21 protein-coding genes and 1 riboswitch are annotated in these 21,681 nt (G+C 36.4%); of the genes, 18 read left to right on the top strand and 3 right to left on the bottom strand.

Annotation, left to right across the window (positions count from 1 at the left end):
• Positions 1–52: 52 nt before the first annotated feature.
• The 7 genes from obgE to LF20184_RS07270 all read left to right on the top strand — a co-directional run bounded on the left by obgE (position 53) and on the right by LF20184_RS07270 (position 6,419).
• A complete protein-coding gene (gene obgE, locus LF20184_RS07300; protein ID WP_010019943.1) occupies positions 53–1,327 on the top strand; it encodes a GTPase ObgE in 1,275 nt (424 codons plus the stop codon).
• 13 nt (positions 1,328–1,340) lie between these two features.
• On the top strand, positions 1,341–3,266 hold the full coding sequence (locus LF20184_RS07295; protein WP_010019942.1) for an acyltransferase family protein: 1,926 nt from the start codon (positions 1,341–1,343) through the stop codon (positions 3,264–3,266).
• A 13-nt stretch (positions 3,267–3,279) separates the two neighbouring features.
• Entirely contained in the window at positions 3,280–4,206 is a 927-nt protein-coding gene (gene rnz / locus LF20184_RS07290) for a ribonuclease Z (RefSeq protein ID WP_010019941.1), read from the top strand.
• 18 nt (positions 4,207–4,224) lie between these two features.
• A complete protein-coding gene (locus LF20184_RS07285; protein ID WP_010019940.1) occupies positions 4,225–5,022 on the top strand; it encodes an SDR family NAD(P)-dependent oxidoreductase in 798 nt (265 codons plus the stop codon).
• 12 nt (positions 5,023–5,034) lie between these two features.
• The gene (locus LF20184_RS07280) at positions 5,035–5,349 is read left to right on the top strand and encodes a lipopolysaccharide assembly protein LapA domain-containing protein (protein ID WP_010019939.1); all 315 of its coding nucleotides are present in this window, start codon (positions 5,035–5,037) and stop codon (positions 5,347–5,349) included.
• An 89-nt stretch (positions 5,350–5,438) separates the two neighbouring features.
• Positions 5,439–5,624: a 50S ribosomal protein L32 gene (rpmF, locus tag LF20184_RS07275; RefSeq protein WP_010019938.1), complete on the top strand. Its 186-nt coding sequence runs from the start codon at positions 5,439–5,441 to the stop codon at positions 5,622–5,624.
• Positions 5,625–5,684: 60 nt separating this feature from the next.
• A complete protein-coding gene (locus LF20184_RS07270; RefSeq protein ID WP_056945131.1) occupies positions 5,685–6,419 on the top strand; it encodes a hypothetical protein in 735 nt (244 codons plus the stop codon).
• 66 nt (positions 6,420–6,485) lie between these two features.
• On the opposite strand, the gene LF20184_RS07265 is transcribed toward LF20184_RS07270, so the two are convergent.
• Positions 6,486–6,692, bottom strand: a complete 207-nt coding sequence (locus LF20184_RS07265) for a YjzD family protein (protein WP_010019932.1) — start codon at positions 6,690–6,692, stop codon at positions 6,486–6,488.
• 93 nt (positions 6,693–6,785) lie between these two features.
• Here LF20184_RS07265 and dnaE point away from each other — a divergent pair, with 93 nt between their 5' ends.
• The 4 genes from dnaE (at position 6,786) to LF20184_RS07245 (ending at position 13,918) form a co-directional block, all read left to right on the top strand.
• Positions 6,786–10,103 (top strand): DNA polymerase III subunit alpha, encoded by a 3,318-nt coding sequence (dnaE, locus tag LF20184_RS07260; protein WP_010019931.1) that lies wholly within the window; start codon positions 6,786–6,788, stop codon positions 10,101–10,103.
• A gap of 99 nt (positions 10,104–10,202) precedes the next feature.
• A complete protein-coding gene (pfkA, locus tag LF20184_RS07255; protein WP_010019930.1) occupies positions 10,203–11,162 on the top strand; it encodes a 6-phosphofructokinase in 960 nt (319 codons plus the stop codon).
• A 66-nt stretch (positions 11,163–11,228) separates the two neighbouring features.
• Positions 11,229–12,998 (top strand): pyruvate kinase, encoded by a 1,770-nt coding sequence (pyk, locus tag LF20184_RS07250; RefSeq protein ID WP_010019929.1) that lies wholly within the window; start codon positions 11,229–11,231, stop codon positions 12,996–12,998.
• 122 nt (positions 12,999–13,120) lie between these two features.
• On the top strand, positions 13,121–13,918 hold the full coding sequence (locus LF20184_RS07245; RefSeq protein ID WP_010019928.1) for a DUF4931 domain-containing protein: 798 nt from the start codon (positions 13,121–13,123) through the stop codon (positions 13,916–13,918).
• Positions 13,919–14,102: 184 nt separating this feature from the next.
• On the opposite strand, the gene LF20184_RS07240 is transcribed toward LF20184_RS07245, so the two are convergent.
• The gene (locus tag LF20184_RS07240; protein ID WP_010019926.1) at positions 14,103–15,224 is read right to left on the bottom strand and encodes an NAD(P)-dependent alcohol dehydrogenase; all 1,122 of its coding nucleotides are present in this window, start codon (positions 15,222–15,224) and stop codon (positions 14,103–14,105) included.
• 207 nt (positions 15,225–15,431) lie between these two features.
• On the opposite strand from LF20184_RS07240, the gene LF20184_RS07235 reads away from it, so the two are divergent.
• The 7 genes from LF20184_RS07235 to LF20184_RS07205 all read left to right on the top strand — a co-directional run bounded on the left by LF20184_RS07235 (position 15,432) and on the right by LF20184_RS07205 (position 20,039).
• Positions 15,432–15,689 carry a hypothetical protein gene (locus LF20184_RS07235; protein ID WP_010019925.1) on the top strand — a complete coding sequence of 86 codons (258 nt, stop codon included), beginning with the start codon at positions 15,432–15,434 and terminating at the stop codon, positions 15,687–15,689.
• Between the two features lie 168 nt (positions 15,690–15,857).
• Positions 15,858–16,727 (top strand): CvfB family protein, encoded by an 870-nt coding sequence (locus LF20184_RS07230; protein WP_010019923.1) that lies wholly within the window; start codon positions 15,858–15,860, stop codon positions 16,725–16,727.
• A 44-nt stretch (positions 16,728–16,771) separates the two neighbouring features.
• Entirely contained in the window at positions 16,772–17,659 is an 888-nt protein-coding gene (xerD, locus tag LF20184_RS07225) for a site-specific tyrosine recombinase XerD (protein WP_029606523.1), read from the top strand.
• Between the two features lie 8 nt (positions 17,660–17,667).
• The gene (locus LF20184_RS07220) at positions 17,668–18,054 is read left to right on the top strand and encodes a hypothetical protein (protein ID WP_010019921.1); all 387 of its coding nucleotides are present in this window, start codon (positions 17,668–17,670) and stop codon (positions 18,052–18,054) included.
• Positions 18,054–18,779, top strand: coding sequence for a segregation and condensation protein A (locus LF20184_RS07215; protein ID WP_010019920.1), 726 nt, complete (start codon positions 18,054–18,056; stop codon positions 18,777–18,779). The genes LF20184_RS07220 and LF20184_RS07215 overlap by 1 nt, the downstream gene beginning before the upstream one ends.
• A gap of 20 nt (positions 18,780–18,799) precedes the next feature.
• On the top strand, positions 18,800–19,327 hold the full coding sequence (scpB, locus tag LF20184_RS07210) for an SMC-Scp complex subunit ScpB (protein WP_050783092.1): 528 nt from the start codon (positions 18,800–18,802) through the stop codon (positions 19,325–19,327).
• Complete coding sequence (locus tag LF20184_RS07205) at positions 19,314–20,039, top strand: pseudouridine synthase (protein ID WP_010019918.1); 726 nt, start codon at positions 19,314–19,316, stop codon at positions 20,037–20,039. The genes scpB and LF20184_RS07205 overlap by 14 nt, the downstream gene beginning before the upstream one ends.
• A 167-nt stretch (positions 20,040–20,206) precedes the next feature.
• Here LF20184_RS07205 and LF20184_RS07200 read toward each other — a convergent pair whose 3' ends face one another.
• Positions 20,207–21,205, bottom strand: coding sequence for an Abi family protein (locus LF20184_RS07200; protein ID WP_010019916.1), 999 nt, complete (start codon positions 21,203–21,205; stop codon positions 20,207–20,209).
• Positions 21,206–21,496: 291 nt separating this feature from the next.
• Positions 21,497–21,617: riboswitch (FMN riboswitch) on the top strand.
• Positions 21,618–21,681: the final 64 nt, after the last annotated feature.

The raw sequence follows: 21,681 nt of genomic DNA, 5'->3' as shown, positions 1-21,681 counted from the left end.
TTTTGTGCTAAAATTTAGAAATGATAATTATAGTTTAGAAAGGGGGATTTTAATGTTTGTAGATAACGTTAAAATCACCGTTAGATCCGGAAAGGGTGGCGACGGAGCGGTAGCTTTTCGTCATGAGAAATATGTTCCACTCGGTGGACCTTCCGGCGGTGATGGTGGTCGCGGTGGCGATATCATCTTAAAGGCCAATGAAGGAATGAATACTTTAATGGACTTTAGATACAAGAGAATTTTTAAAGCTCAACCTGGTCAAAATGGTCAAATCAAAGGAATGTATGGTCATAAGGCTGATCCAGTCTATATTAATGTACCAACTGGTACATCAGTATATGATGTAGAATCTGGTCGTTTGATCGGTGACTTAATCGAAAATAATCAAGAATTAGTAGTAGCAAAGGGTGGCGACGGTGGTCGTGGAAATATTCACTTTGCCAATTCCAAGAATCAAGCACCAGAAGTAGCTGAAAATGGTGAACCCGGTCAAGAAAAGATTATTAAATTGGAATTGAAATTGATTGCTGATGTTGGTTTAGTTGGTTTCCCATCAGTTGGTAAGTCAACGCTTCTATCAGTTTCAACTTCTGCTAAGCCTAAGATTGCGGCTTATCACTTTACGACTTTGTCACCAAACCTCGGTATGGTGCGTTTGGAATCTGGTCGTGATTTTGTTATTGCCGATTTGCCAGGTTTGATTGAAGGAGCTTCAAATGGTGTAGGATTGGGAATTCAATTCTTACGTCACGTTGAACGTACAAGAGTTATTTTGCACTTGGTCGACATGGATCCAAATAATGGTCGTGATCCTTACGAAGATTATTTGGCAATCAGAAATGAATTAGGTAACTATGATGAGAACGTTTTGAAACGTCCCGAAGTTATCGTGCCAACTAAGTTGGATATTCAAGGCTCAGAGGAACGTTTAGCTGAGTTTAAAGAGAAATTACCAGAAGATGCTGATATTTTCCCAATTTCAAGTATTCAACACACTGGTGTGAAGGCTTTGATGAATCATACTAGTGAAGTCTTGTCTAAAGCCGAGCCAATTCACTTTGATGTTCAAGCTGATGAGACTAAAGAATACAATTATGAACCAGAGAAAAAGGCATTTACAATTGAAAAAGATGCTGAACACAGTTTTGTCGTTAAAGGTGCTAAGGTTGAATTACTTCTTAAGAGAACTAATTTGGATCACCAAGATGGAATTATGCGTTTCGCTAGACAACTTAAGTCTATGGGTATTGAAGATGCATTGATTGATGCAGGAGCTGAATCTGGAGATTCAGTAACAATTCTCGATTTCACTTTTGAATTTATTTAGGGGCAATAAAAAAATGAATAAATCACCGAAAAGAAGATTTATTACTGGATTTGATGGACTACGTACTTTAGGGGTTATCGGTGTTATCATGTATCACTTGAATCCCAATATTTTTTCCGGCGGGTATTTGGGAGTACCAATTTTCTTCCTTATATCGGGTTACTTAATCACAGATCATTATTTTAATACTGTTGATTATGGTGGTTCATTCTCGTTAAGTAATTTTTATACTAAAAGAATCAAACGATTATATCCGGGGATGTTATTTGTATTACTAGCATCTGGGGCTTATATCGTGCTGTTTTTAAAAGATCTGTTGTATCACTTAGATCAAATATTTGTAACAAATGTGTTGAACGTCTATAACTGGTGGCAGATTTTTAATGGCCAATCTTATTTTGAAAGATTTGCCAATAATGAATCACCATTTACTCATTTGTGGACGTTGTCAATTGAAGGTCAATTTTATATCGTTTGGCCAATTTTGCTTATTTTATTCACTAAATATGGCGTTAAAAAGAGCCGTATCTTCAGTTTTGCGATGATTCTTTCAATCGCTTCAGCAATCTGGATGGCTATCTTGTTCAAGCCGGGTGTTGATCCAAGTAGAATTTATTATGGAACTGATACTAGACTTTTCTCAATCCTTCTAGGTTGTGGTTTGGCTTTAGTTTGGCCAGCTGAGAAACTGAAGAGTGGTTTGAAGAAAAATGACAAACTGAAATTAAACATAGTGGGACTATTATCATTTGCCTTGATGCTTTTGATGATTTTCACGATCAAAGATAACGATCCATTCCTATATCGTGGTGGGATGTTTATCTTCTCAGTCACTACATGTATTTTCATTGCTGTAGTTGCGCATCCTGATTCATTCTGGAATGGTATCTTGTCAAACCGTGTCTTCCACTATGTAGGTACTAGAAGTTACGGTCTTTACTTGTATCAATTCCCAGTAATGATTTTCTTTGAATCAAAGTTCAAGAACATTGCTGATCACCCAATTCTTTACCCAGTTATCGAAGTTATTTTGATCGTCTTAGTAACTGAATTTTCATTTAGATTCGTTGAACAACCTTTGGCACACGCTAAATGGCAAGATGTTAAAAACTTCTTCCGTTCTTCAACTAGCGTACAAAGAGTTCTAGCTTTGATTATTGCGGTAATCAGTATGACTGGTTGCTACAGTGTCGTTAAAGCTGTTAGTGCACCTAATCCAAACGTTAACCACAGTGAATTAGCTACGAAGATCAATAAGAATGAAAAAGCGAATAAAGCTAAGAAGCAAAAGGCTATCGAAAACTTGAAGAAGTCGAAGAACAAACAAGACGCTACTGGCAAGATGTCCGATGCTGACTACGCTCGCTATAAGAAGGCGGCTAAGTCCAATCCAATCAATACTGACTTTGAAAAGTACGGTTTGACACAAATTGATCTACAAAGATTAAAAGATGTGCCAATGACCGCAGTTGGTGATTCGGTTATGGCGGATGGATCTGACAACTTCTTGAAATTGTTCGATGACAAGAAGGTTATCGTTGATGCTGCTGTTAGTCGTCAATTGGATGCAAGTATTGATATTTTACAAAAATATAAGGATCAAGGCGTTTTAGCATCTAACGTTATGATTGGTTTGGGAACTAACGGGCCATTCAATCTTCAACAAGTCGGTCAAATTATGGACTTAGTTGGACCTAAACGTCACGTCTTCTGGATCAATGTTCACGTTCCAACTAGACCTTGGGAAAAGACTGTTAATGGCGTCTTAGACCAAGCTTCAAAGAAGTATAAGAATTTGACTATTATTTACTGGAATGCTTATTCAAACGGTCATACGGATTGGTTCTACGATGACAACGTTCATCCAAATCCTGATGGGTCAATGTATTATTCTGCCTTTGTTGCAAAAGAAGTTTTGAAATCATTAGATAAAAAATAGATAGGATTTTTTTATGGAATTAGAATTTTTAGGAACTGGTGCCGGAGTTCCATCGAAAGGCCGCAATGTTTCTAGTACAGCATTAAAGATGCTGGATGAGCGAAATGAAGTTTGGCTTTTTGACGTTGGCGAGGCTACGCAGCATCAAATATTAAAGACAACTATTAAGCCAAGAAAGATCACTAAGATTTTTATCACTCATTTGCACGGTGATCATATCTTTGGTCTTCCTGGATTATTGTCTAGTCGTGCCAATCAAGGTGGCAATACACCATTGGAGATTTATGGACCAGTGGGAATTAAGCAATATGTCGAGACATCTTTGAAGGTTACTGGTAGTAAATTAGGATATCAAATTAAATATATCGAGTTAAAAGACGGCGGCGAGATTTTTAATGATAAGACTTTCACTGTCTATGCTGGAAAACTAAAGCATCGAGTAACTTGCTTTGGCTATCGAGTAGTTGAAAAGCCACGTGTTGGTGAATTGTTGGTTGATAAATTAGCAACTTACCATATTCCTAATGGGCCAATTTTTGGTCAGTTAAAGGCTGGTAAGGTCGTAACATTGGATGACGGGACAGTCTTAAACGGTCAAGATTTCATTGGACCAGACAAACCAAGTAAAATTGTGACAATTATTTCTGATACGCGTTATACGCCAGAAATTGATAAATTATCACAAGACGCTGACGTGATCGTGCATGAATCGACTTTCTCTAATGATGAGAAGAAATTGGCTTACAACTACTTCCATTCGACGGCTACTCAAGCTGCTCAAGTTGCAAAAAGAAGTCACGCTAAAGGGTTGATTTTGACTCATATCTCTGCTAGATATACTGGTAGAGGGGCTTTGATCTTGCAAAAAGAAGCTCAAAAAATCTTTAAGCCTACGAAAGTAGCTAAAGATTTCGATATTTACGAAGTACCATTTAATTAATTAGAAAAGAGGATGAGTATGGTTAATTTATTGAATCAGACAATCGTCGTAACTGGTGCATCTTCTGGAATCGGTAAAGATGTAGCAGTCAATGCCGCTAAATGTGGTGGCAACGTGATTTTGATTGCTCGTAATGAAGAAAAACTTCTACAAGTGAAAAATGAATGTATCCGTGTCGGAGCTGAAAATGCTCACCACGAATATTTGAGCGTTGATATGAGTGATCCAGATCAAATCAGTTCTGGGGTCGAAAAAATCTTTGAATTGACTGAGAGTGTCGATGTCCTAGTTAATGCAGCTGGTTTTGGGGATTTCTCAAATTATATGGAAACTGATTTTGACAAAATTGAAAAGATGTTTCGTGTAAACGTCTTAGGATTGATGTTAATGACTCGTTTAGTAGCCTCACATATGATTGACCAAGGAATCGGCCATATCTTCAATGTCGGCTCAATGGCGGGTAAAATTACTACTCCTAAGTCTGCAGCTTATGCAGCTACAAAAGCAGCTGTAATTGCTTTTTCTGACGGTTTAAGACTAGAGTTGAAACCATTTGGGATTTATGTTACAACTATAAACCCCGGGCCTGTTAAGACTAATTTCTTCAATTTCGCTGATCATTCAGGCAATTATCTAGATTCAGTGAAGTATTTCGTCCTTGATCCTGATCAACTAGCTTGGGAGATCGTAAAGACTTTTGGTAGAAATAAACGTGAGATCAATCGTCCACGTTATATGGAATTGGCAGCAGTGCTTTATAAACTGGCACCAAGTTTGGGTGACTATTTTGCTGCTACGCTTGGTAACCGTAAATAGGGGAGGATTCATATGAACGGTAAACAATCTCGATTTGTTATAGGTTTGGTCATTGCATTGATCGTCGTGATCTTTGCGGTTTTAAATGTCAATCCGGTTACTGTTAGTTTTGGATTCACACGTGTTAAATTACCATTGATTATTTTGATCATCGTTTCTTTACTTTTGGGGGCCGTAATTACTATGCTCTTGGCTACTTCAGGTAAGAAGAAAAATGATGATCTAAATCGTCACGCGAAGAAACAAATTTCTAAAGTTCAAGTGTCACATGACAATCAAATTGCCGATGCATTAAAGGAAAATAATGCAAAAAAGCAAACAAAATAGTATTTTTGCTTGCTCAAACGATTTTATGATAGTATCATATTAAACGTTAGATTTGATTGAGTTAATATAAATAAAGGAGTTTTTTAAATATGGCAGTTCCAAAGAGAAAATCATCAAAACAAAGAAAGCGCCAAAGACGCGCACATCTTAAATTAGATACACCAAACATGCAATTCGACGTTGCTACTGGTGAATATCGTTTAAGTCACCACGTATCACCATCAGGTATGTACAAAGGTGAAAAAGTTATCAACAACGATAGCAAAGAAGCTTAATGAAAAAGTCAAGTTGAACTTGGCTTTTTTTTATATAGATTTAAATGATGAGGTATGACTATGAAAAAACTGAAATACGTCTTACTAATGGTTATTCCGCTATTCTTTTTACTATTGACTGGTTGTTCTAAATTAAGCCTCTCGACTACTAAAAAAGAATATAGTGCAGATGGATTAGTGGCTATTATTAAGGGTAAGGCTACTAATTATCAAAAACTTACTTATACAGTAGCGGGTGAAACAAAAAAGGTTGCCGTCGATGGTGGACACTTTGCTATCTCAGTTCCTGTTTCCGATAAGAACCAAAGAGTTCGTATCAAAGCAGTTAATGGTGATAAAACTGAAACTAGTTTAGTCAAAGTCAAAAAAGCAACACCATTGAAGAATTACTTGGAATTTGCGCAAGCTTATAATTATACGATGTTGTCAACAGGACAAGCTGATGATCAATTACAATTGATTTCTAAAAATGGCATTTCGACGCATAAAAAGAATGATGGAACTAAGTGGTATTTGAATGTTCAGAATAATCAACTAATGGGAGTTGCAACTCAATTCCCTTATAAAGACTTGAAGTCTAAAACTGGTCAAAAGAATTTTGCGACTGATTTGATGATCGTCTCTAAGTTATTAGGAGCTGATGGCCAAAAAGTTTTGAAGGATTTTGCTAAGCAAACTAAAAATGCTGACAAAAATTCAACTAAAACTTCGATGGATCCAATAAAATCCAATGGCATCAATTTCAATATTAATTTAGCTACTAAAGGATTTTATCTTTATATTACTAAGTATTAAAAAAGAGTTTCGTTAGAATGTTCTAGCGAAACTCTTTTTTGGACACAAAAAAACGCCTAATATTAATTAAGCGTTTTTCTCGTTATTAGACTCTTTAACAGAGCTATCAAGAATCAATGGAATTACACTGAATATGATAGCAAAGACTATACTAACAATAATAGAATAGTTTGTGTTATATGTCTGTTGGTTCAAAGCACCACCGATAAAACCGGCAACTTGTCCCAGCATGATAGACCAGAAAATTACAGCAATGTATCTCATTTCTTCCATCTCACTTTCTCAAGTAGTTTAGCACATTTGAGGATTTTTCCCAATAAACTTTCACTTGCTTTTGATATAATTTTAAACAAAGGGGGCGACAAATTGCAAGCACAACTGCAAATGATGAGTAGTTTTAGTTTGTTGCATAGTCCCGCAAAATTGACAGAGTTGATTGATCAAAGTAAAGCTCGCGGTTATACGGCGATTGCCTTGACCGATTTAAACAATTTATACGGTTCAATCGACTTTTATAAATATGCCAAAAAGATTGGTATTAAACCAATTATAGGTTTAACAATTGAAATAGCTGGGATTATTGAAACTGATAATACTTATCCATTATTGCTTTTAGCTCAAAATGATAAAGGTTATAAAAATTTAATAAAAATCTCATCACAAATAATGTCTACAAAAGAACCGGTTCACATAAATGACTTAAGAGACGTTTTGAGTGGACTCTTTGTAATTACACCGGCCAGCGATGCAGAAATTCTTAAAACGGATTTATCGGCCTATTTTGAACAGTTGAGGGCACTAGTCCAGGCAGACAATTTGTATTTAGGCGTCAGTTTATACTCTGGTCAGATCGATAACGTTAAAACGATTCGAAAGATTGCTCATGACTATCAAATTCCCTTAGTAGCTTTGGGTGATGTTAGATACGTCAATCAAGACGATCATTTAGCATATCAAGTAGTCAATAATTTGCGTACTGGACAACGGTTTGAAAATTTAGATCAAGTAGTCGTCAATGGGGATCATTATTTACGCGATTATCAAGTCTTTGCAAATGATTTCGGTAACGTTGACATGCAAGAAGCCGTCGATAATGCTAATTCGATTGCGGATCGGTGCAATGTTGAAATTGAATTTAAAGAAACAGAACTGCCAGAGTTTCAAACTCCTCAAGGAATCACATCAATTCAATTCTTACATGATTTGACTAATAAAGGTTTGAAAAAGCGCTTAGGAACAGTATCAGCAGATTATCAAAAACGTTTAGAATATGAGCTGAGCGTAATCGATAAGATGGGCTTTTCAGATTATTTCTTGATTGTCTGGGATGTCATTAAGCACGCACATGCGGTTGGAATCAAGACCGGTCCTGGACGTGGATCAGCAGCTGGTTCATTAGTTTCGTACTGTTTAGGGATTACTCAAGTGGATCCAATCAAATATGATTTATTGTTTGAACGTTTCTTGAATCCTCAACGTGTCAATATGCCGGATATTGATTTGGACTTACCGGATGACCGTCGTGACGAAATGGTCATGTACATGCATGATAAATACGGATCTGATCATATGGCTCAAATCATAACTTTTGGAACTCTGGCGGCCAAGATGGCTTTAAGAGATATTTCTCGAACTTTTAGTCAAACGCAGTTTCAAATGTCGCAGTGGTCGAATGCAATTCCTCGTAAGTTAAACATTTCTTTGAAAGAATCCTTCGAAGAATCGAGTACTCTTCGCAATTTGATTGATAATTCTAAGGAAAATCAACTGATATTTAAAGTTGCACAGAGGATTGAAGGAATTCCAAGACACTATTCGACTCACGCTGCCGGAATCGTTTTGAGTAAGAAGCCGATGACTGATATCGTGGCGGTGCAATTGGAAGACGACGGCATCAATTTAACGCAACAGACGAAATATAACGTTGAAAGCGTCGGCTTATTGAAGATGGATTTTTTAGGATTGAAAAACTTAACTATCTTAGATAAGTCCGTACAAGCTATTTCAAACCGCTATCAAAAGGAATTTATTCCAGAAAAGATTCCGTTGAATGATCAAAAAACTTTACAAATCTTTCAACGTGGAGCGACTGATGGGGTATTTCAATTTGAATCTGACGGTATCAGAAGTGTTTTGCGCAGATTAGTACCGACAAGCTTTGACGATATTGTGGCGACAAATGCCCTATACCGTCCTGGTCCCATGCAAAATATCTCGACTTTTATTGCTAGAAAGCACGGTCAAGAGCCGGTTACTTATCCGGATGCTTCACTTGAGAAAATATTGAAGCCAACCTATGGAATTTTGGTTTATCAAGAGCAAGTTATGCAAGCATCTTCAGAAATGGCCAACTTTTCTCTAGCAGACGCTGATATTTTACGTCGGGCTATTAGTAAGAAAAATGAACAATTGATTGAAGAGAATCGCCAAAAGTTTATTGATGGAGCAATCGAGCAAGGTCACGAAAAAGAATCAGCTCAAAAGGTTTATCAGTATATTGAAAAATTCGGTAATTATGGTTTCAACAAGTCTCATGCGGTTGCTTATTCGATGATTGCTTTTTGGTTAGCCTATATCAAAGTTCATTTTCCAGATATCTTCTTTGCCTGTTTGTTGAATGCTAATTTGAATAATGAAACAAAAGTTTCGACCTATATTCAAGATGCAAAGGATTCGCATGTCAAAATCCTCAATGTCGATATTAATCAAAGCCAGTTTGAATTTACTGACTCAGATGCTGGGATTAGATTTGGCTTTTTGAGTATTAAAGGGATGAGACGAGACTTAGCCGCTGAAATTATCAATGAACGTAACAAAGATGGTGAATTTACTAGTCCTTTGAATTTCTTGCAACGGTTAGATCGGCGCTTTGTTAAAAATGATTATCTGGAGCCGATGATTTTGTCCGGAGCTTTTGACGAGTTTAATCGTAATCGAAAAGAATTATTGTATGATTTTCGAGATTTAGTTGAGAGTATCCAGTTAGCAGGTAGTAATTTGTCATTATTTGATGTGCTTGATCCTAAAAAGCATCAAGTGGATGACTTTTCGCTGACGGAACGTTTGAATCAGGAGAAAGAATACTTAGGTGTATACGTTTCAGGACATCCGGTTGAAAAATATCGCGAGCGTATCCTTAATCTACCATTAGTAAAAGTTACGGACCTACATCAAACTCAAAATGCCGTCAACGTCTTAGGTTTAGTCAAGAACTTGCGTGTGATCCGGACAAAAAAAGGCCAACGCATGTGTTTTATGACGATTGAAGATGAAACGGGTTCAATTTCTGTGACAGTCTTTCCAAAGCTATTCCAACAAATTGAAAATATGGATCTGGATGGTAAAATTTTTGTTTTCGTTGGACGTGGCAATGTTGGTCAACGAGGAGATTTGGAATTGATTGCTGACAGACTAAATGACCCTAAGCAGTTTACCGTCCAATTGCCAGCCGAAAAATTGTATTTGCGTGTAACCAAGCAATTAGATACGGCACAGAATTTGGAAAAATTGTATGAAATAATTGAAGAATCCAGAGGGAAAATGCCGGTGATTATTTATCGAGAAAAAAATCGGCAAGCATTACTCTTGAAATCTAATCACTGGATAGACTTTAATAGTAACGTGCGGAATAAGTTGGAAATGTTTCTAGGTAAACGGAGTGTTTTAGTGAAAAAAAGCAATTAATTTATCTTAAAACGTTTTCAGCTCTACAACTTAATCAGTAAAAATGTTATATTTGATTAGGTTTTGTTTTAGAAACAAATAATTTTGGAGTGTGAACAAATGAAGCGTATTGGTATTTTAACCAGTGGTGGCGACGCCCCTGGTATGAACGCTGCTATCAGAGCAGTCACACGTAGAGCCATTGACAAAGGGCTTGAAGTGTTTGGTATCAATTATGGATACGCTGGTCTTGTTGCGGGAGATATCTTCCCATTGACAAGTGCTGACGTTTCTGACCGTATTCAACGTGGTGGTACATTCTTGTATTCTGCAAGATATCCTGAATTTGCTAACGTAGAAGGTCAACTCAAGGGTATTGAGCAATTGAAGAAATTTGGAATTGACGCATTAGTTGTTATCGGTGGCGATGGTTCTTACCATGGTGCATTGCGTTTAACTGAACATGGTTACAACACAATCGGTCTACCAGGAACAATTGATAACGATATTCCATTCACTGACTTTACAATCGGTTTCGATACAGCTGTTTCTACTGCTGTTGACGCTATTGATAAGTTACATGATACTGCCAGCTCTCATGAAAGAACATTTATTGTTGAAGTAATGGGAAGAGGCGCAGGTGACGTTGCCCTTTGGGCTGGTGTTGCCGGCGGTGCTCAAAAGATCATCGTTCCAGAACGTGACTTCGATATTGCAGAAATTGCAGAAGAAGTTAAAAAAGGTCGTCAAAACGGCAATAAGAATATGATTATTGTCTTGGCCGAAGGTGTTATGCACGCTGACGAATTCAAGAAAGAATTAGACAAGTATGGTGACTTTGATTCACGTGCAACTGTCTTAGGACATGTTCAACGTGGTGGTTCACCAACTGCAAGAGATCGTGTCTTAGCAAGTAAGATGGGTGCTCACGCAGTTGATTTGCTTCTTGACGGTAAGGGTGGTCTTGCCGTTGGTATCGAAGACAACAAGATTACTTCTCATGATATTCTTGACTTGTTCGATAGCAAGCACAAACCTGATTTATCACTCTTTGACTTAAACGAATCTATTAGCAGATAAGTTAAGCAATAAGTGAATTAATTTGTTACAATAAACGATGAATACAACAAGAAAAGGGGATTCTCGATGAAAAGAACTAAAATTGTAAGTACACTTGGACCTGCTAGTAACGATGTCGACACAATCGTTAAATTGATTGAAGCCGGAGCTAACATCTTCCGTTTCAACTTCTCACATGGTGACCATCCAGAACACAAAGCTCGTATGGAAATGGTACACGAAGCTGAAAAAATTACTGGTAAGACTGTAGGTATCGTTCTTGATACTAAGGGTGCTGAAATCCGTACTACTGTCCAAGAAGGCGGCAAGTTCGAAGCTAAGATTGGTCAAACAATCCGTATCTCAATGGATGACTCATTGACAGGTACACCAGAAAAGATTGCTTCAACATATCCTGGTCTATACGATGATACACATGTTGGTGGTCACGTATTGATCGATGATGGTCTTGTTGATTTGAAGATTACTGAAAAAGATGACAAGAACCGTGAATTGGTTACAGTTGTACAAAACGAAGGTATGATCGGCTCAAGAAAGAGTATCAATGCTCCTGGTGTTGAAGTTCGTCTACCTGGTATCACTGAAAAAGATTCAGATGATATTCGTTTCGGTCTAGAACAAGGTATCAACTTCATCTCAGCTTCATTCGTTCGTAAGGCTCAAGATGTCCTAGACATTCGTGAAATCCTTGAAGAAAAACACTGTGAATACGTACAAATCTTCCCTAAGATTGAATCACAAGAAGGTATCGACAATATCGATTCTATTCTTAAAGTTTCAGATGGTTTGATGATTGCTCGTGGTGACATGGGTGTTGAAATTCCATTCAAAAACGTACCATTCGTACAAAAATCATTGATCAAGAAGTGTAACGCTTTAGGTAAGCCAGTTATCACTGCTACACAAATGCTTGACTCAATGCAAGAAAACCCACGTCCTACACGTGCCGAAGTTACTGATGTTGCTAACTCTGTTCTTGATGGTACAGATGCTACAATGCTTTCAGGTGAAAGTGCTAACGGTGACTACCCTGTAGAAGCTGTTGCTGCTATGGCTCGTATCGACGAACGTACAGAACAACAATTAGACAAGAACAACTCACTTGCTATCCAAAGATTCGAAGACTACAAAGGTTCAAACGTTACAGAATCAATCGGTGAATCAGTTGTTAGAACTGCTGAAGAACTAAACATCAGCACAATCGTTACAGCTACAAAGAGTGGTTACACTGCACGTATGATTTCTAAATACCGTCCAAGTGCTGACATTCTTGCTGTTACATTTGATGAAAAGACACAACGTGGTTTGACAGTTAACTGGGGTGTTGATCCTATTATTGCTGACAAGCCAGAAAACACTGATGAAATGTTTGACTTAGCTGCTAAGAAAGCTCAAGAACGTGGCTTTGCCAAGGAAGGTGACTTGATCCTTATCGTTGCCGGTGTTCCTGTTGGTGAAAGTGGTACAACAAACGTTATGAAGGTTCAATTGATCGGTTCAACATTGGTTAAAGGCCAAGGTGTTGGTGAAGAATCAGTTGTTGGTAACGTTGTAGTTGCTCACTCTGCTGAAGAAGCAAACAAGAAGATCAACGAAGGTGACGTATTAGTTACAGAAATGACTGATAAAGATTACCTACCAGCTCTTGAAAAGGCAAGTGCCGTTGTTGTTGAAAACGGTGGTTTGACTTCACACGCTGCTGTTGTTGGTATTGCTATGGGTCTACCTGTAGTTGTTGGTGCTAAGAATGCTACATCACTTGTTAAAGATGGTGACACTGTTACTGTTGATTCAAGACGTGGTGTTGTATACAAGGGTGCTTCACGTTCACTATAATTTTTAAATAAAATTATAATTAACTATAAAATATAAATTGACTGAAAGAGACTGACGAGTTTCTTTCAGTTTTTTTGTGTTTGCGTTAATATCATAGTATTAAAGAATTTTGAGGTGGAAGATTGTCGAATAAAGATGTACTTGTTTTTGAGATTGAACAAGCTAAAGGAAAACCCAGAGATGTCGAGAAGAGAAACGACTATTGCCCATTTTGCGACACCAAAAATTTGACTAATATCATTGAGCAAAAAAGCGATATGATTTGGTTGGAGAATAAATTTAAAACTTTAAGAGATACTAATCAAACTTTAGTGATTGAATCTAGTGATCACGAAGGCGATATTTCTAATTATTCCGTAGAAAAGAACCAAGAAGTCTTTGAATTCATTTATCATTGTTGGAATGAAATGATTCAAAGCAAAAAGTACGAGAGTGTCTTAATGTATAAAAACTTTGGGCCAATGTCTGGTGGATCTTTACGTCATCCGCATTTTCAAATTATCGGTTTAGATAAAGTTGATGGCTACAAACACGTTGAAGAAGAGAACTTTACCGGAATGGATGTCTTCAATTCCAAGCACATCAATGTCAACGTCTCACAAAAACCAATCATGGGCTTTGTTGAATTTAACGTCGTTATTAATAATCCTAAGTATATTGATGATTTAGCTGAATTTACTAGGGTGACAGTTAAATATGTTTTAGATGACTTGTATGGTGGGAAGTTTGATTCATATAATATCTTCTTCTATAAATTTGGTAAGAAAATCATCTGCAAGATTGAGGCTAGATATGTAGTTTCACCTTATTTTGTTGGTTATCGTTTGTCTCAACGCGATGGTGACAAGCAAGTTAGAGGGATTGCCGATGTCTTATTGAAGAGATTGCAAGAAAATGCCCAGAGTGATGAAATTGAATAAATGAAAAATAAGCTGACAGATTATAGAACATCTATCAGCTTATTTTTTATTGTACACAATTGTACACAACTTATTTAAATTAATCTTATGTAACTTTATATTAAGTAATATAAAATGTTTTACGAAAACATAAAAACAAAACAAAAAGCAGACCATCAAAAACAGTCTGCCTAAATTAAACTAATTATTCACCGGGTTGGTAATCTTTATCAATAATCAAAATAGGTTTGATAGTTTCACCACTGACTGAATCAGCGTCAGCTTCATTGATTTGGTCAAAGTCGTAGAATTTTTCTGTTAGATCGAATGGGAAGACGCCCATTTGATAGAATTTGATCAAACGAGGGATGTCAACTTGAGGAATTGAATCACCCATGTTTACACCGACAATCTTCTTATCATCAACACAAAGGTCGTTCCAAGTACTGATATCGATGTTATGTGGTGTAACAGCGATTGTGGCAGTAGTACCACCTTGTGTCAAAGCAGCGATTGAATCTGTCATAACTTTAGCAACACCAGTAGTATCAACAGCCCAGTCAACACCTAGACCGCCTGTGATCTTCTTGATTGCTTCAACAGCATCTTCGTTTTTACTGTTTACAACGTCAGTAGCGCCCATCTTCTTAGCTAATTCCAAACGTGAGTCAACAATATCAACAGCGATAACATTGACACATCCAGAAATCTTACCAGCCATCATGGCAGCAAGACCAACAGCACCAGTACCGAAGACAGCGATTGTGTCGCCAGGTTTTGGTTGGAGGGTATTGAAGACAGTACCACTACCAGTTACATAGCCACAGCCCAAAGGTCCAAGTTTTCTAAGGTCAAGATCCTTAGGAACTTTAACAGCATTACGTTTGTCAATTACAGTGTGTGTTGTAAATGATGATTGATTGAACATGTCACTTACGTGGTGGCCGTCTTCTGTGAAGTGATCTGAACCATCGGGACGTGTACCTGAAAGGTTAGATGCAGCATACTTACGACATTGGGTTGGTTTACCTTTTAGACAGTTGTCACATTCACCACATGAGTAGAATGACATAATGATATGATCGCCAGGTTTGAAGTTTGTAACATTTTTACCAACTTTTTCGACAATTCCGGACCCCTCATGTCCAAGAACTACTGGAAAACTAAAGGCAGCATCACCTTTACGTAGAGCTTCATCAGAGTGGCAGATACCTGAAGCAACTACCTTAACTTGTAGACCATCATCGGTCATATCAGCTAATTCGACGTCATCTTTGATAACGAATGGGTCATTTACTTTATCAACTATAGCAGCTTTAATTTTCATAACAAAATCCTTCTCTCAATATTAAATTTGTAATCGCTTACTACAAAGAAAATTATTTCACTCTTTTAATATAATTTCAACGTTGACATTGAGAAAAATATCGTTACCATATAGTATTTATTTAATCGAAAAAATGATGAGTCTAATTTTTTGTTATCTGATGTTTTTGGAACTACACTAGATACGTAAGAGAACTAGGAGAATTGGATGAAATTTGATAAAAATGATTTTGATTTTATAACGACGGTTGGTCCTAAGAAGATGTACCGCAGTGAACAAAAGAAAAATATCTTTGCTTTAGTCAATGATGATCAAAAAGGATTATCGGTCTTTGATAAGATCCAAACGGCTGATATTTTGGCGGCGGCACGAAGATATGATAAGTGCAAAGATGATAAATACAACACTGGACAAGAAGAATCAGATTATATCAATTCAATGTTTAGAATCCATGCTATGAACTAGAATTCATTCTATTTAATAGAGTGAGTTCTTTTTTTAGTGTGAAGTTATTACTTAGTCGTTCTTTCTGATATAATATAGAAGATTAAATATTCAATAATAGATACCCTCTAGTAGTTGGGGGTATTTTTATTCTAGATAAATAAAATGTCAAAAAGAGTATGGTGAAAAATGGAAGCAGCAGAAATGTACGGTCAAGTATTGCCTGGAACGGTAACTGACCTTAATAAGGATGAAGCCTTTGTTCAAGTAGAAGGGGTAACTTTTGCCTTAGATTTAATTGAATTAACCGAAATACCTGAATTAGGTGATCAAGTAGCAGGATTTGTTTATGAAAATCAAGCACATAAAAACAAAATGACAACAGTCTTACCTTTCGTAACTCAAGGAGTTTGGGATTTCGCAGAAGTTACTGAAGTGAGAACTGACTTGGGAGTTTTCGTCAATGTCGGTTTGGAAGATAAAGATATCGTTGTTTCTTTAGATGATTTACCACTAGAACACAGTGAATGGCCTAAGAAGGGCGATAATTTGATGGTCAAATTAGAAATTGATCACAAGGGTCGTTTATGGGGTAAACTAGCTGATATCGAACTTTACACACAAATTGCTCGTAGCCCTAGCACAGATCTAAAAGAATTAATGAATAAGAATGAGGAAGGAACTGTGATTGCTATTAGAGAATCCGGTGCTTTTGTCATGACTGACAGTTATTATATGGGCTTTGTCCACGTTGAAGAACAAGACCAACCATTACACATTGGACAACATATCAAAGCTCGTGTAATTGGCTCAAGTCACCGTCGTTTAAACCTTTCAATGCGCCCACGTGCCTATGAAGAAATTACTCCCGATGCACAAATGATCATGGCCGTTTTGGAACACGCTCGTGATGGGAAGATTCCTTATACAGACAAGAGTGATCCTGATGATATTAGAGAATACTTTGGTATCAGTAAGGGTAGTTTTAAACGTGCTCTTGGTAATTTGATGAAACAAAAGAAGATTGAGCAAAAAGATGGCTACACTTATCTCAAATAGAGGTGACTTTAGTGAGTGATAAATTAGCGATTAAAAATCAAACGATGATTGATACTTTGTCTGATTACGCTCGCTTTTTACGATTAGAACGTGGTTTGTCAAAAAATACAATAACTTCATACAATCAAGATCTATTGGAATTCAGCCAATTTCTAGAGAAGAAGAAACTTGATTTTTATCCAGAAGATCATTTTATTGTCACTCAGTTTTTTGCTAGTCAGGATAAAGCTGGCAAATCGAAAAACTCTCAGATGCGAATGTTTTCGTCTTTGAAGAAATTTTATCAATGGTTAGAATTGCTTGATAAACTTTCTACTAATCCGATGAATGAATTGGATGCTCCCAAAAAGGGCAGTCATTTGCCGGTAGTTTTGTCGATGGATGAGGTCAATAAATTGATTGAGTCGCCTGATATTTCAACTAGTTTGGGTATTAGAGACCGCACGATTTTTGAAGTAATGTATGCGATGGGGTTGCGAGTGAGTGAATTAGTCAATTTGAAGATGGACGATTTGCACTTAGACTTGGAACTGATTAAGACTTTGGGTAAAGGTTCAAAAGAACGTCTTTTGCCAATCAGCGAGACGGCCATTAAGTGGTTGAATAAGTATCTTCAAGAAACCCGTGAACCTTTGGTGACAAAATATGGTCAACAGGCGGAAGTCTTTTTGAATTTTCGCGGGAAAAAGTTAACTCGACAATCGATTTGGCGGATGATCAAAAAATATATTGCTCAAGTAGGTATAACTAAAGACGTAACGCCACATACTTTACGACATTCTTTCGCTACTAATTTATTAGAGAATGGAGCGGATTTACGTGTGGTTCAGGAATTGTTGGGACATTCAGATATTTCAACGACTCAAATTTATACGCACGTTAATAAGACGCGGATGAAGCAAGTTTATAACAAGGCTTTCCCACGAGCATAGGAGGATTTATGCTTAGTAAATATAGTGATGAAAACAAAAAAATTGCCATGGGCTTTTTGTCATATATCAGTGATTTAAAAGACTTTCACAATATGGAACAAGAATTAAATCTTTACTCAGAGGATGAAAATCGCCAGTTGTATTTATGGAAGAGTAACGTTGATGATTATTCCGGAATAGTAGCTTTGTCTTTTTCTGAAGGAACGGTCTTCATTGAATATATTTCGTTAAATCCCTCATATCGCTCGCAAAGCAATGTTTTTAAAATTTTTGACGATGTTCAAAAACGATTCCCTAAACTAGTCATTTTAGGTAATTTTGAATTGAGTAAAGAGATAAAGCTTTGGCGTCAAAACAAAGAGAAACTTGAGAAGGATTTGGAAGAAACAGATTAATGCAAAAATTGAACTTAGTTTTAACTGACTTTGAAGGTCCAATTGACTTGTTGCTACATTTGATCAAGGAATCAAAAGTCGATATTTATGACATTCCAATAGCTCAAATTACTCAACAATATTTGGATTATTTGAAGAGTATGAAAGTTTTGCAGTTGGATATTGCCGGCGATTATCTAGTGATGGCGTCCACATTGATGTCAATTAAAAGCAAGATGCTGTTGCCTCAAGCACCGGATGAAATTGAAGATGAATTTCAAGATGAAGATCCTCGTGATCAGTTGGTTTCACAATTGTTGACTTATCAGACTTTTAAAAAAGTTGCTGCTTATTTTGAAGAAAAAGAGCAGTATCGCAAGCAACAGTTTGACAAAGAGGTCAGTATTCCTAATAAACAATTGGAGCAGTTTCTTGAACCTGGTTCGGTTGCGTTGACGGATTTGGCAACTACCTATGCTGAATTGTTACGCGAACAAAAAAATCGTCAACCAGAAACGGAGACGATTGAAAATGAAACTCTCTCAATTGAAGATGCGACTGACAATATTATGACGGAGCTGAAATCTGTCAAAAAAACTACTTTTAAAGCACTTTTGAAACTGAACGGCAATATTGAAGAAATCGTCACTGACTTTATGGCAATTTTGGAATTAGCACGTAAACAACTCGTTTCCGTTCAACAAGCTGACTTTAAGAGTGAACTATTTATTGAATTGAGGAATTAAACGTGTATCAAGCAAAAATAATGGCATTATTGTTTGTGGCTGGAGATCAGGGTATTAAAGAAAAAGATTTGGTCGAATTGTTAGAAATCGATAGTGCTGCTTTACGACAAAATCTTGAAGAATTACAAGTTAAATTATTAACTGATGGAGATTCGGGCATCCAATTAGTCAATTACAACTCACTTTATAAATTAGTTACCAAAAATGAATTCAGTGAATTGCTAACTAAATATTTTAAGTCAGGGTTGGGAACAAAACTCAGTCAAGCAGCTTTAGAAGTTTTATCGATCATTGCTTATCGACAACCAATCACAAGAATAGAAATCGATGAAATTCGTGGTGTACAGAGTTCCGGAAGCTTGAATACTTTATTGATGCGAAAAATGATTAAAGAACATGGCAAGAAGAATGTTCCCGGACATCCTAATTTGTATGTAGTGACGGATGAATTCTTCGATTACTTTGGAATTAAGAGTTTAGAGGATTTACCAAAAATAGAAAACTTTGAGGAAAACTCAAATACAGGAGAGATAGATGGAGAAAGTTAGATTACAAAAATATATGGCCGATGCTGGTGTGGCTTCAAGACGCAAATCAGAAGAATTGATTGCTAAAGGTCACGTTAAAGTTAATGGCAAGTTGATCACGGAAATGGGTGTCAAAGTTGATAACCACGATCGTATCGAAGTAGACGGCGTTCCTATGGAAGAAGAGAAGAAACGTTATATCTTGATGTACAAGCCTCGTGGCGTTATTTCAGCCGTTTCAGATGATAAGGATAGAAAAGTTGTCACTGACCTGTTGGAAGATGATGTCCGTGAACGTGTTTACCCAATCGGCCGTTTGGATTATGATACGTCTGGTTTGTTATTGTTGACTAACGACGGTGAATTTGCCAACCATTTGATGCATCCAAGATATCACGTAGATAAGACTTATATCGCTAAAGTTGAAGGCATTTTGACAACTGAAGAGATCAGAAAATTGGAAAACGGTATTAAGCTAAAAGGCTATACAACTGCTAAAGCCAAAGTTCGTGTGATGTCAAAAGACAAAAAGAAGAACAGTTCAATCGTTAGAATGGTTATTCACGAAGGCCACAATCATCAAGTTAAGAACATGTTCGATGCCGTTGGGCATAAAGTTGAAAAGCTATCCCGTGAAAGTTATGATTTCTTGACTTTAGATGGTTTGGTTTCTGGTCAATATCGTGACTTGACTCGTTTAGAAGTTGCTACTTTGAAGAAGAATCAAAAGTAATAATTTTGAACAATATTTATTAGCAAATCTCGGAAGTGTTTTTTCGAGATTTTTTTATGCCTAAATCAAATGAGTATAATAGTTTAGCAGAGTACATTAATTTCATTTGATTCATTCCAAAAAAAACAGATATAGATTAACTATATCTGCCCAATCTTAGTTTTTATTTAATTTTTTAAATCTATATTTGTAAGGTTTAATTCCATAGAATTAATTAAAAAAGTTTTATCCATTGGATATACTTTTAAATATTCTTCTAAATGTACAGTTAGCCATGATATAAGAGTGGAATAACAATTCAAATTATCTAAAGAAGCTAAACAGCATAATAAAGTGCCTATGCTACTTCTTCCTAATCCTTTGTTAAATTCATCTTCAGTTTCTTTTATAAAATTGGGAAAGAGGTATTTTGAATATCTTAGACCAAATTGTTTGCTTCTTTGACTAAAAACATGGTCTCCATGAGAAGCATGGTTTCTATAAAATAACGATAGGGAAAGGAGATCACCGAAAGCCTGTCGTATGTGAAAATCATTGTCAGCTGCAGAAATTAATGGGGTACTAATTGCAAACATTTTTGAAACAACCTTATCTCTAATTGTTTGCTTACTTAATTTGTAAAGAAAAATTGATTGCCCAAAACTTAAATCTTTAACCGCAATCCACGGTGGTACATTGCCATGTTCTTCACGATAATGTTTATAAGGCTCGTATGCATTATACTTTACGATATAATTTAATTTCTTTAATAACCTATCTCTGTCAGTCTCTTTATGATTACCTTTTTTATGCAACTCTCCTACATTGTAAAGTATAGGGTTAGTGTATTCAGAATCATCATCTGAATATGTTTCAGCTATTACATATGCGAGTGATTGTTTAAATGTCAATTCAAAATCTTCAAGCGCATTTTTTAAATCACCACGAATATTTTTGTCTAATTTATAGAGAGCATATATGTGTTCGAAAGTTGTATTCGGTATAAAGCCCTCATTATCGTTAGAACTATTAATAAGGAATTTACTTTTATAACCATTTATCACTTCATAATAACCATATCTGCTTAGTACAGATTTTACAGTGTCTTCATTTTCAAATATAAGATTTCTGGTTTTGAGAATGCTCATCTGCTCATCAATAGACTTAAAAGGTTTATCATTTGTCATATTTTTCTCCAAAATAAAAGGGCAGGTATAGTTCAACTATATCTGCCCAGTGGCGTACTAAGTACGCGTTCATTTGTATGCTTATATACTATCATTATTTCTTGAGTAAGTTCAACTTTTTTGATAAAAAATATTCAAAGATTTTAAGTGTATTTAGTGGGTACTGGTAAAGAAATATCGACAAAACAACCAACTTTCACCACCTAATAACCAAATGGTATTGTTCCCATAACAACAACTCAGTTGCTATACATCAAGGGGTCTGCTATATTATAAATATAAAAATAAATAATTGGTTTTCAGGGCAGGGTGTGATTCCCGACCGGCGGTAAAGTCCGCGACCCAGCGCAAGCTGGTTGAATTGGTGAGATTCCAATACCGACAGTTAAAGTCTGGATGGAAGAAAACAGAGTAAGGTCTGTTTTGGTATGCCCAAAATAGGCCTTTTTTCTTTGGAGATCAATTTGGAAGAGGGT

The organism is Companilactobacillus farciminis KCTC 3681 = DSM 20184, from assembly GCF_002706745.1.
In the GTDB taxonomy this organism is placed as follows: domain Bacteria; phylum Bacillota; class Bacilli; order Lactobacillales; family Lactobacillaceae; genus Companilactobacillus; species Companilactobacillus farciminis.
This window is presented reverse-complemented; position numbering and strand designations above follow the sequence as displayed.

What these genes read in the sequence shown, in the direction of transcription:
- obgE (WP_010019943.1), top strand. Translation starts at nt 53, where the DNA reads ATGTTTGTAGATAACGTTAAAATCACCGTTAGATCCGGAAAGGGTGGC.
- LF20184_RS07295 (WP_010019942.1), top strand. Translation starts at nt 1,341, where the DNA reads ATGAATAAATCACCGAAAAGAAGATTTATTACTGGATTTGATGGACTA.
- rnz (WP_010019941.1), top strand. Translation starts at nt 3,280, where the DNA reads ATGGAATTAGAATTTTTAGGAACTGGTGCCGGAGTTCCATCGAAAGGC.
- LF20184_RS07285 (WP_010019940.1), top strand. Translation starts at nt 4,225, where the DNA reads ATGGTTAATTTATTGAATCAGACAATCGTCGTAACTGGTGCATCTTCT.
- LF20184_RS07280 (WP_010019939.1), top strand. Translation starts at nt 5,035, where the DNA reads ATGAACGGTAAACAATCTCGATTTGTTATAGGTTTGGTCATTGCATTG.
- rpmF (WP_010019938.1), top strand. Translation starts at nt 5,439, where the DNA reads ATGGCAGTTCCAAAGAGAAAATCATCAAAACAAAGAAAGCGCCAAAGA.
- LF20184_RS07270 (WP_056945131.1), top strand. Translation starts at nt 5,685, where the DNA reads ATGAAAAAACTGAAATACGTCTTACTAATGGTTATTCCGCTATTCTTT.
- LF20184_RS07265 (WP_010019932.1), bottom strand. Translation starts at nt 6,692, where the DNA reads ATGGAAGAAATGAGATACATTGCTGTAATTTTCTGGTCTATCATGCTG.
- pfkA (WP_010019930.1), top strand. Translation starts at nt 10,203, where the DNA reads ATGAAGCGTATTGGTATTTTAACCAGTGGTGGCGACGCCCCTGGTATG.
- pyk (WP_010019929.1), top strand. Translation starts at nt 11,229, where the DNA reads ATGAAAAGAACTAAAATTGTAAGTACACTTGGACCTGCTAGTAACGAT.
- LF20184_RS07240 (WP_010019926.1), bottom strand. Translation starts at nt 15,224, where the DNA reads ATGAAAATTAAAGCTGCTATAGTTGATAAAGTAAATGACCCATTCGTT.
- LF20184_RS07235 (WP_010019925.1), top strand. Translation starts at nt 15,432, where the DNA reads ATGAAATTTGATAAAAATGATTTTGATTTTATAACGACGGTTGGTCCT.
- LF20184_RS07230 (WP_010019923.1), top strand. Translation starts at nt 15,858, where the DNA reads ATGGAAGCAGCAGAAATGTACGGTCAAGTATTGCCTGGAACGGTAACT.
- xerD (WP_029606523.1), top strand. Translation starts at nt 16,772, where the DNA reads ATGATTGATACTTTGTCTGATTACGCTCGCTTTTTACGATTAGAACGT.
- LF20184_RS07220 (WP_010019921.1), top strand. Translation starts at nt 17,668, where the DNA reads ATGCTTAGTAAATATAGTGATGAAAACAAAAAAATTGCCATGGGCTTT.
- LF20184_RS07215 (WP_010019920.1), top strand. Translation starts at nt 18,054, where the DNA reads ATGCAAAAATTGAACTTAGTTTTAACTGACTTTGAAGGTCCAATTGAC.
- scpB (WP_050783092.1), top strand. Translation starts at nt 18,800, where the DNA reads ATGGCATTATTGTTTGTGGCTGGAGATCAGGGTATTAAAGAAAAAGAT.
- LF20184_RS07205 (WP_010019918.1), top strand. Translation starts at nt 19,314, where the DNA reads ATGGAGAAAGTTAGATTACAAAAATATATGGCCGATGCTGGTGTGGCT.
- LF20184_RS07200 (WP_010019916.1), bottom strand. Translation starts at nt 21,205, where the DNA reads ATGACAAATGATAAACCTTTTAAGTCTATTGATGAGCAGATGAGCATT.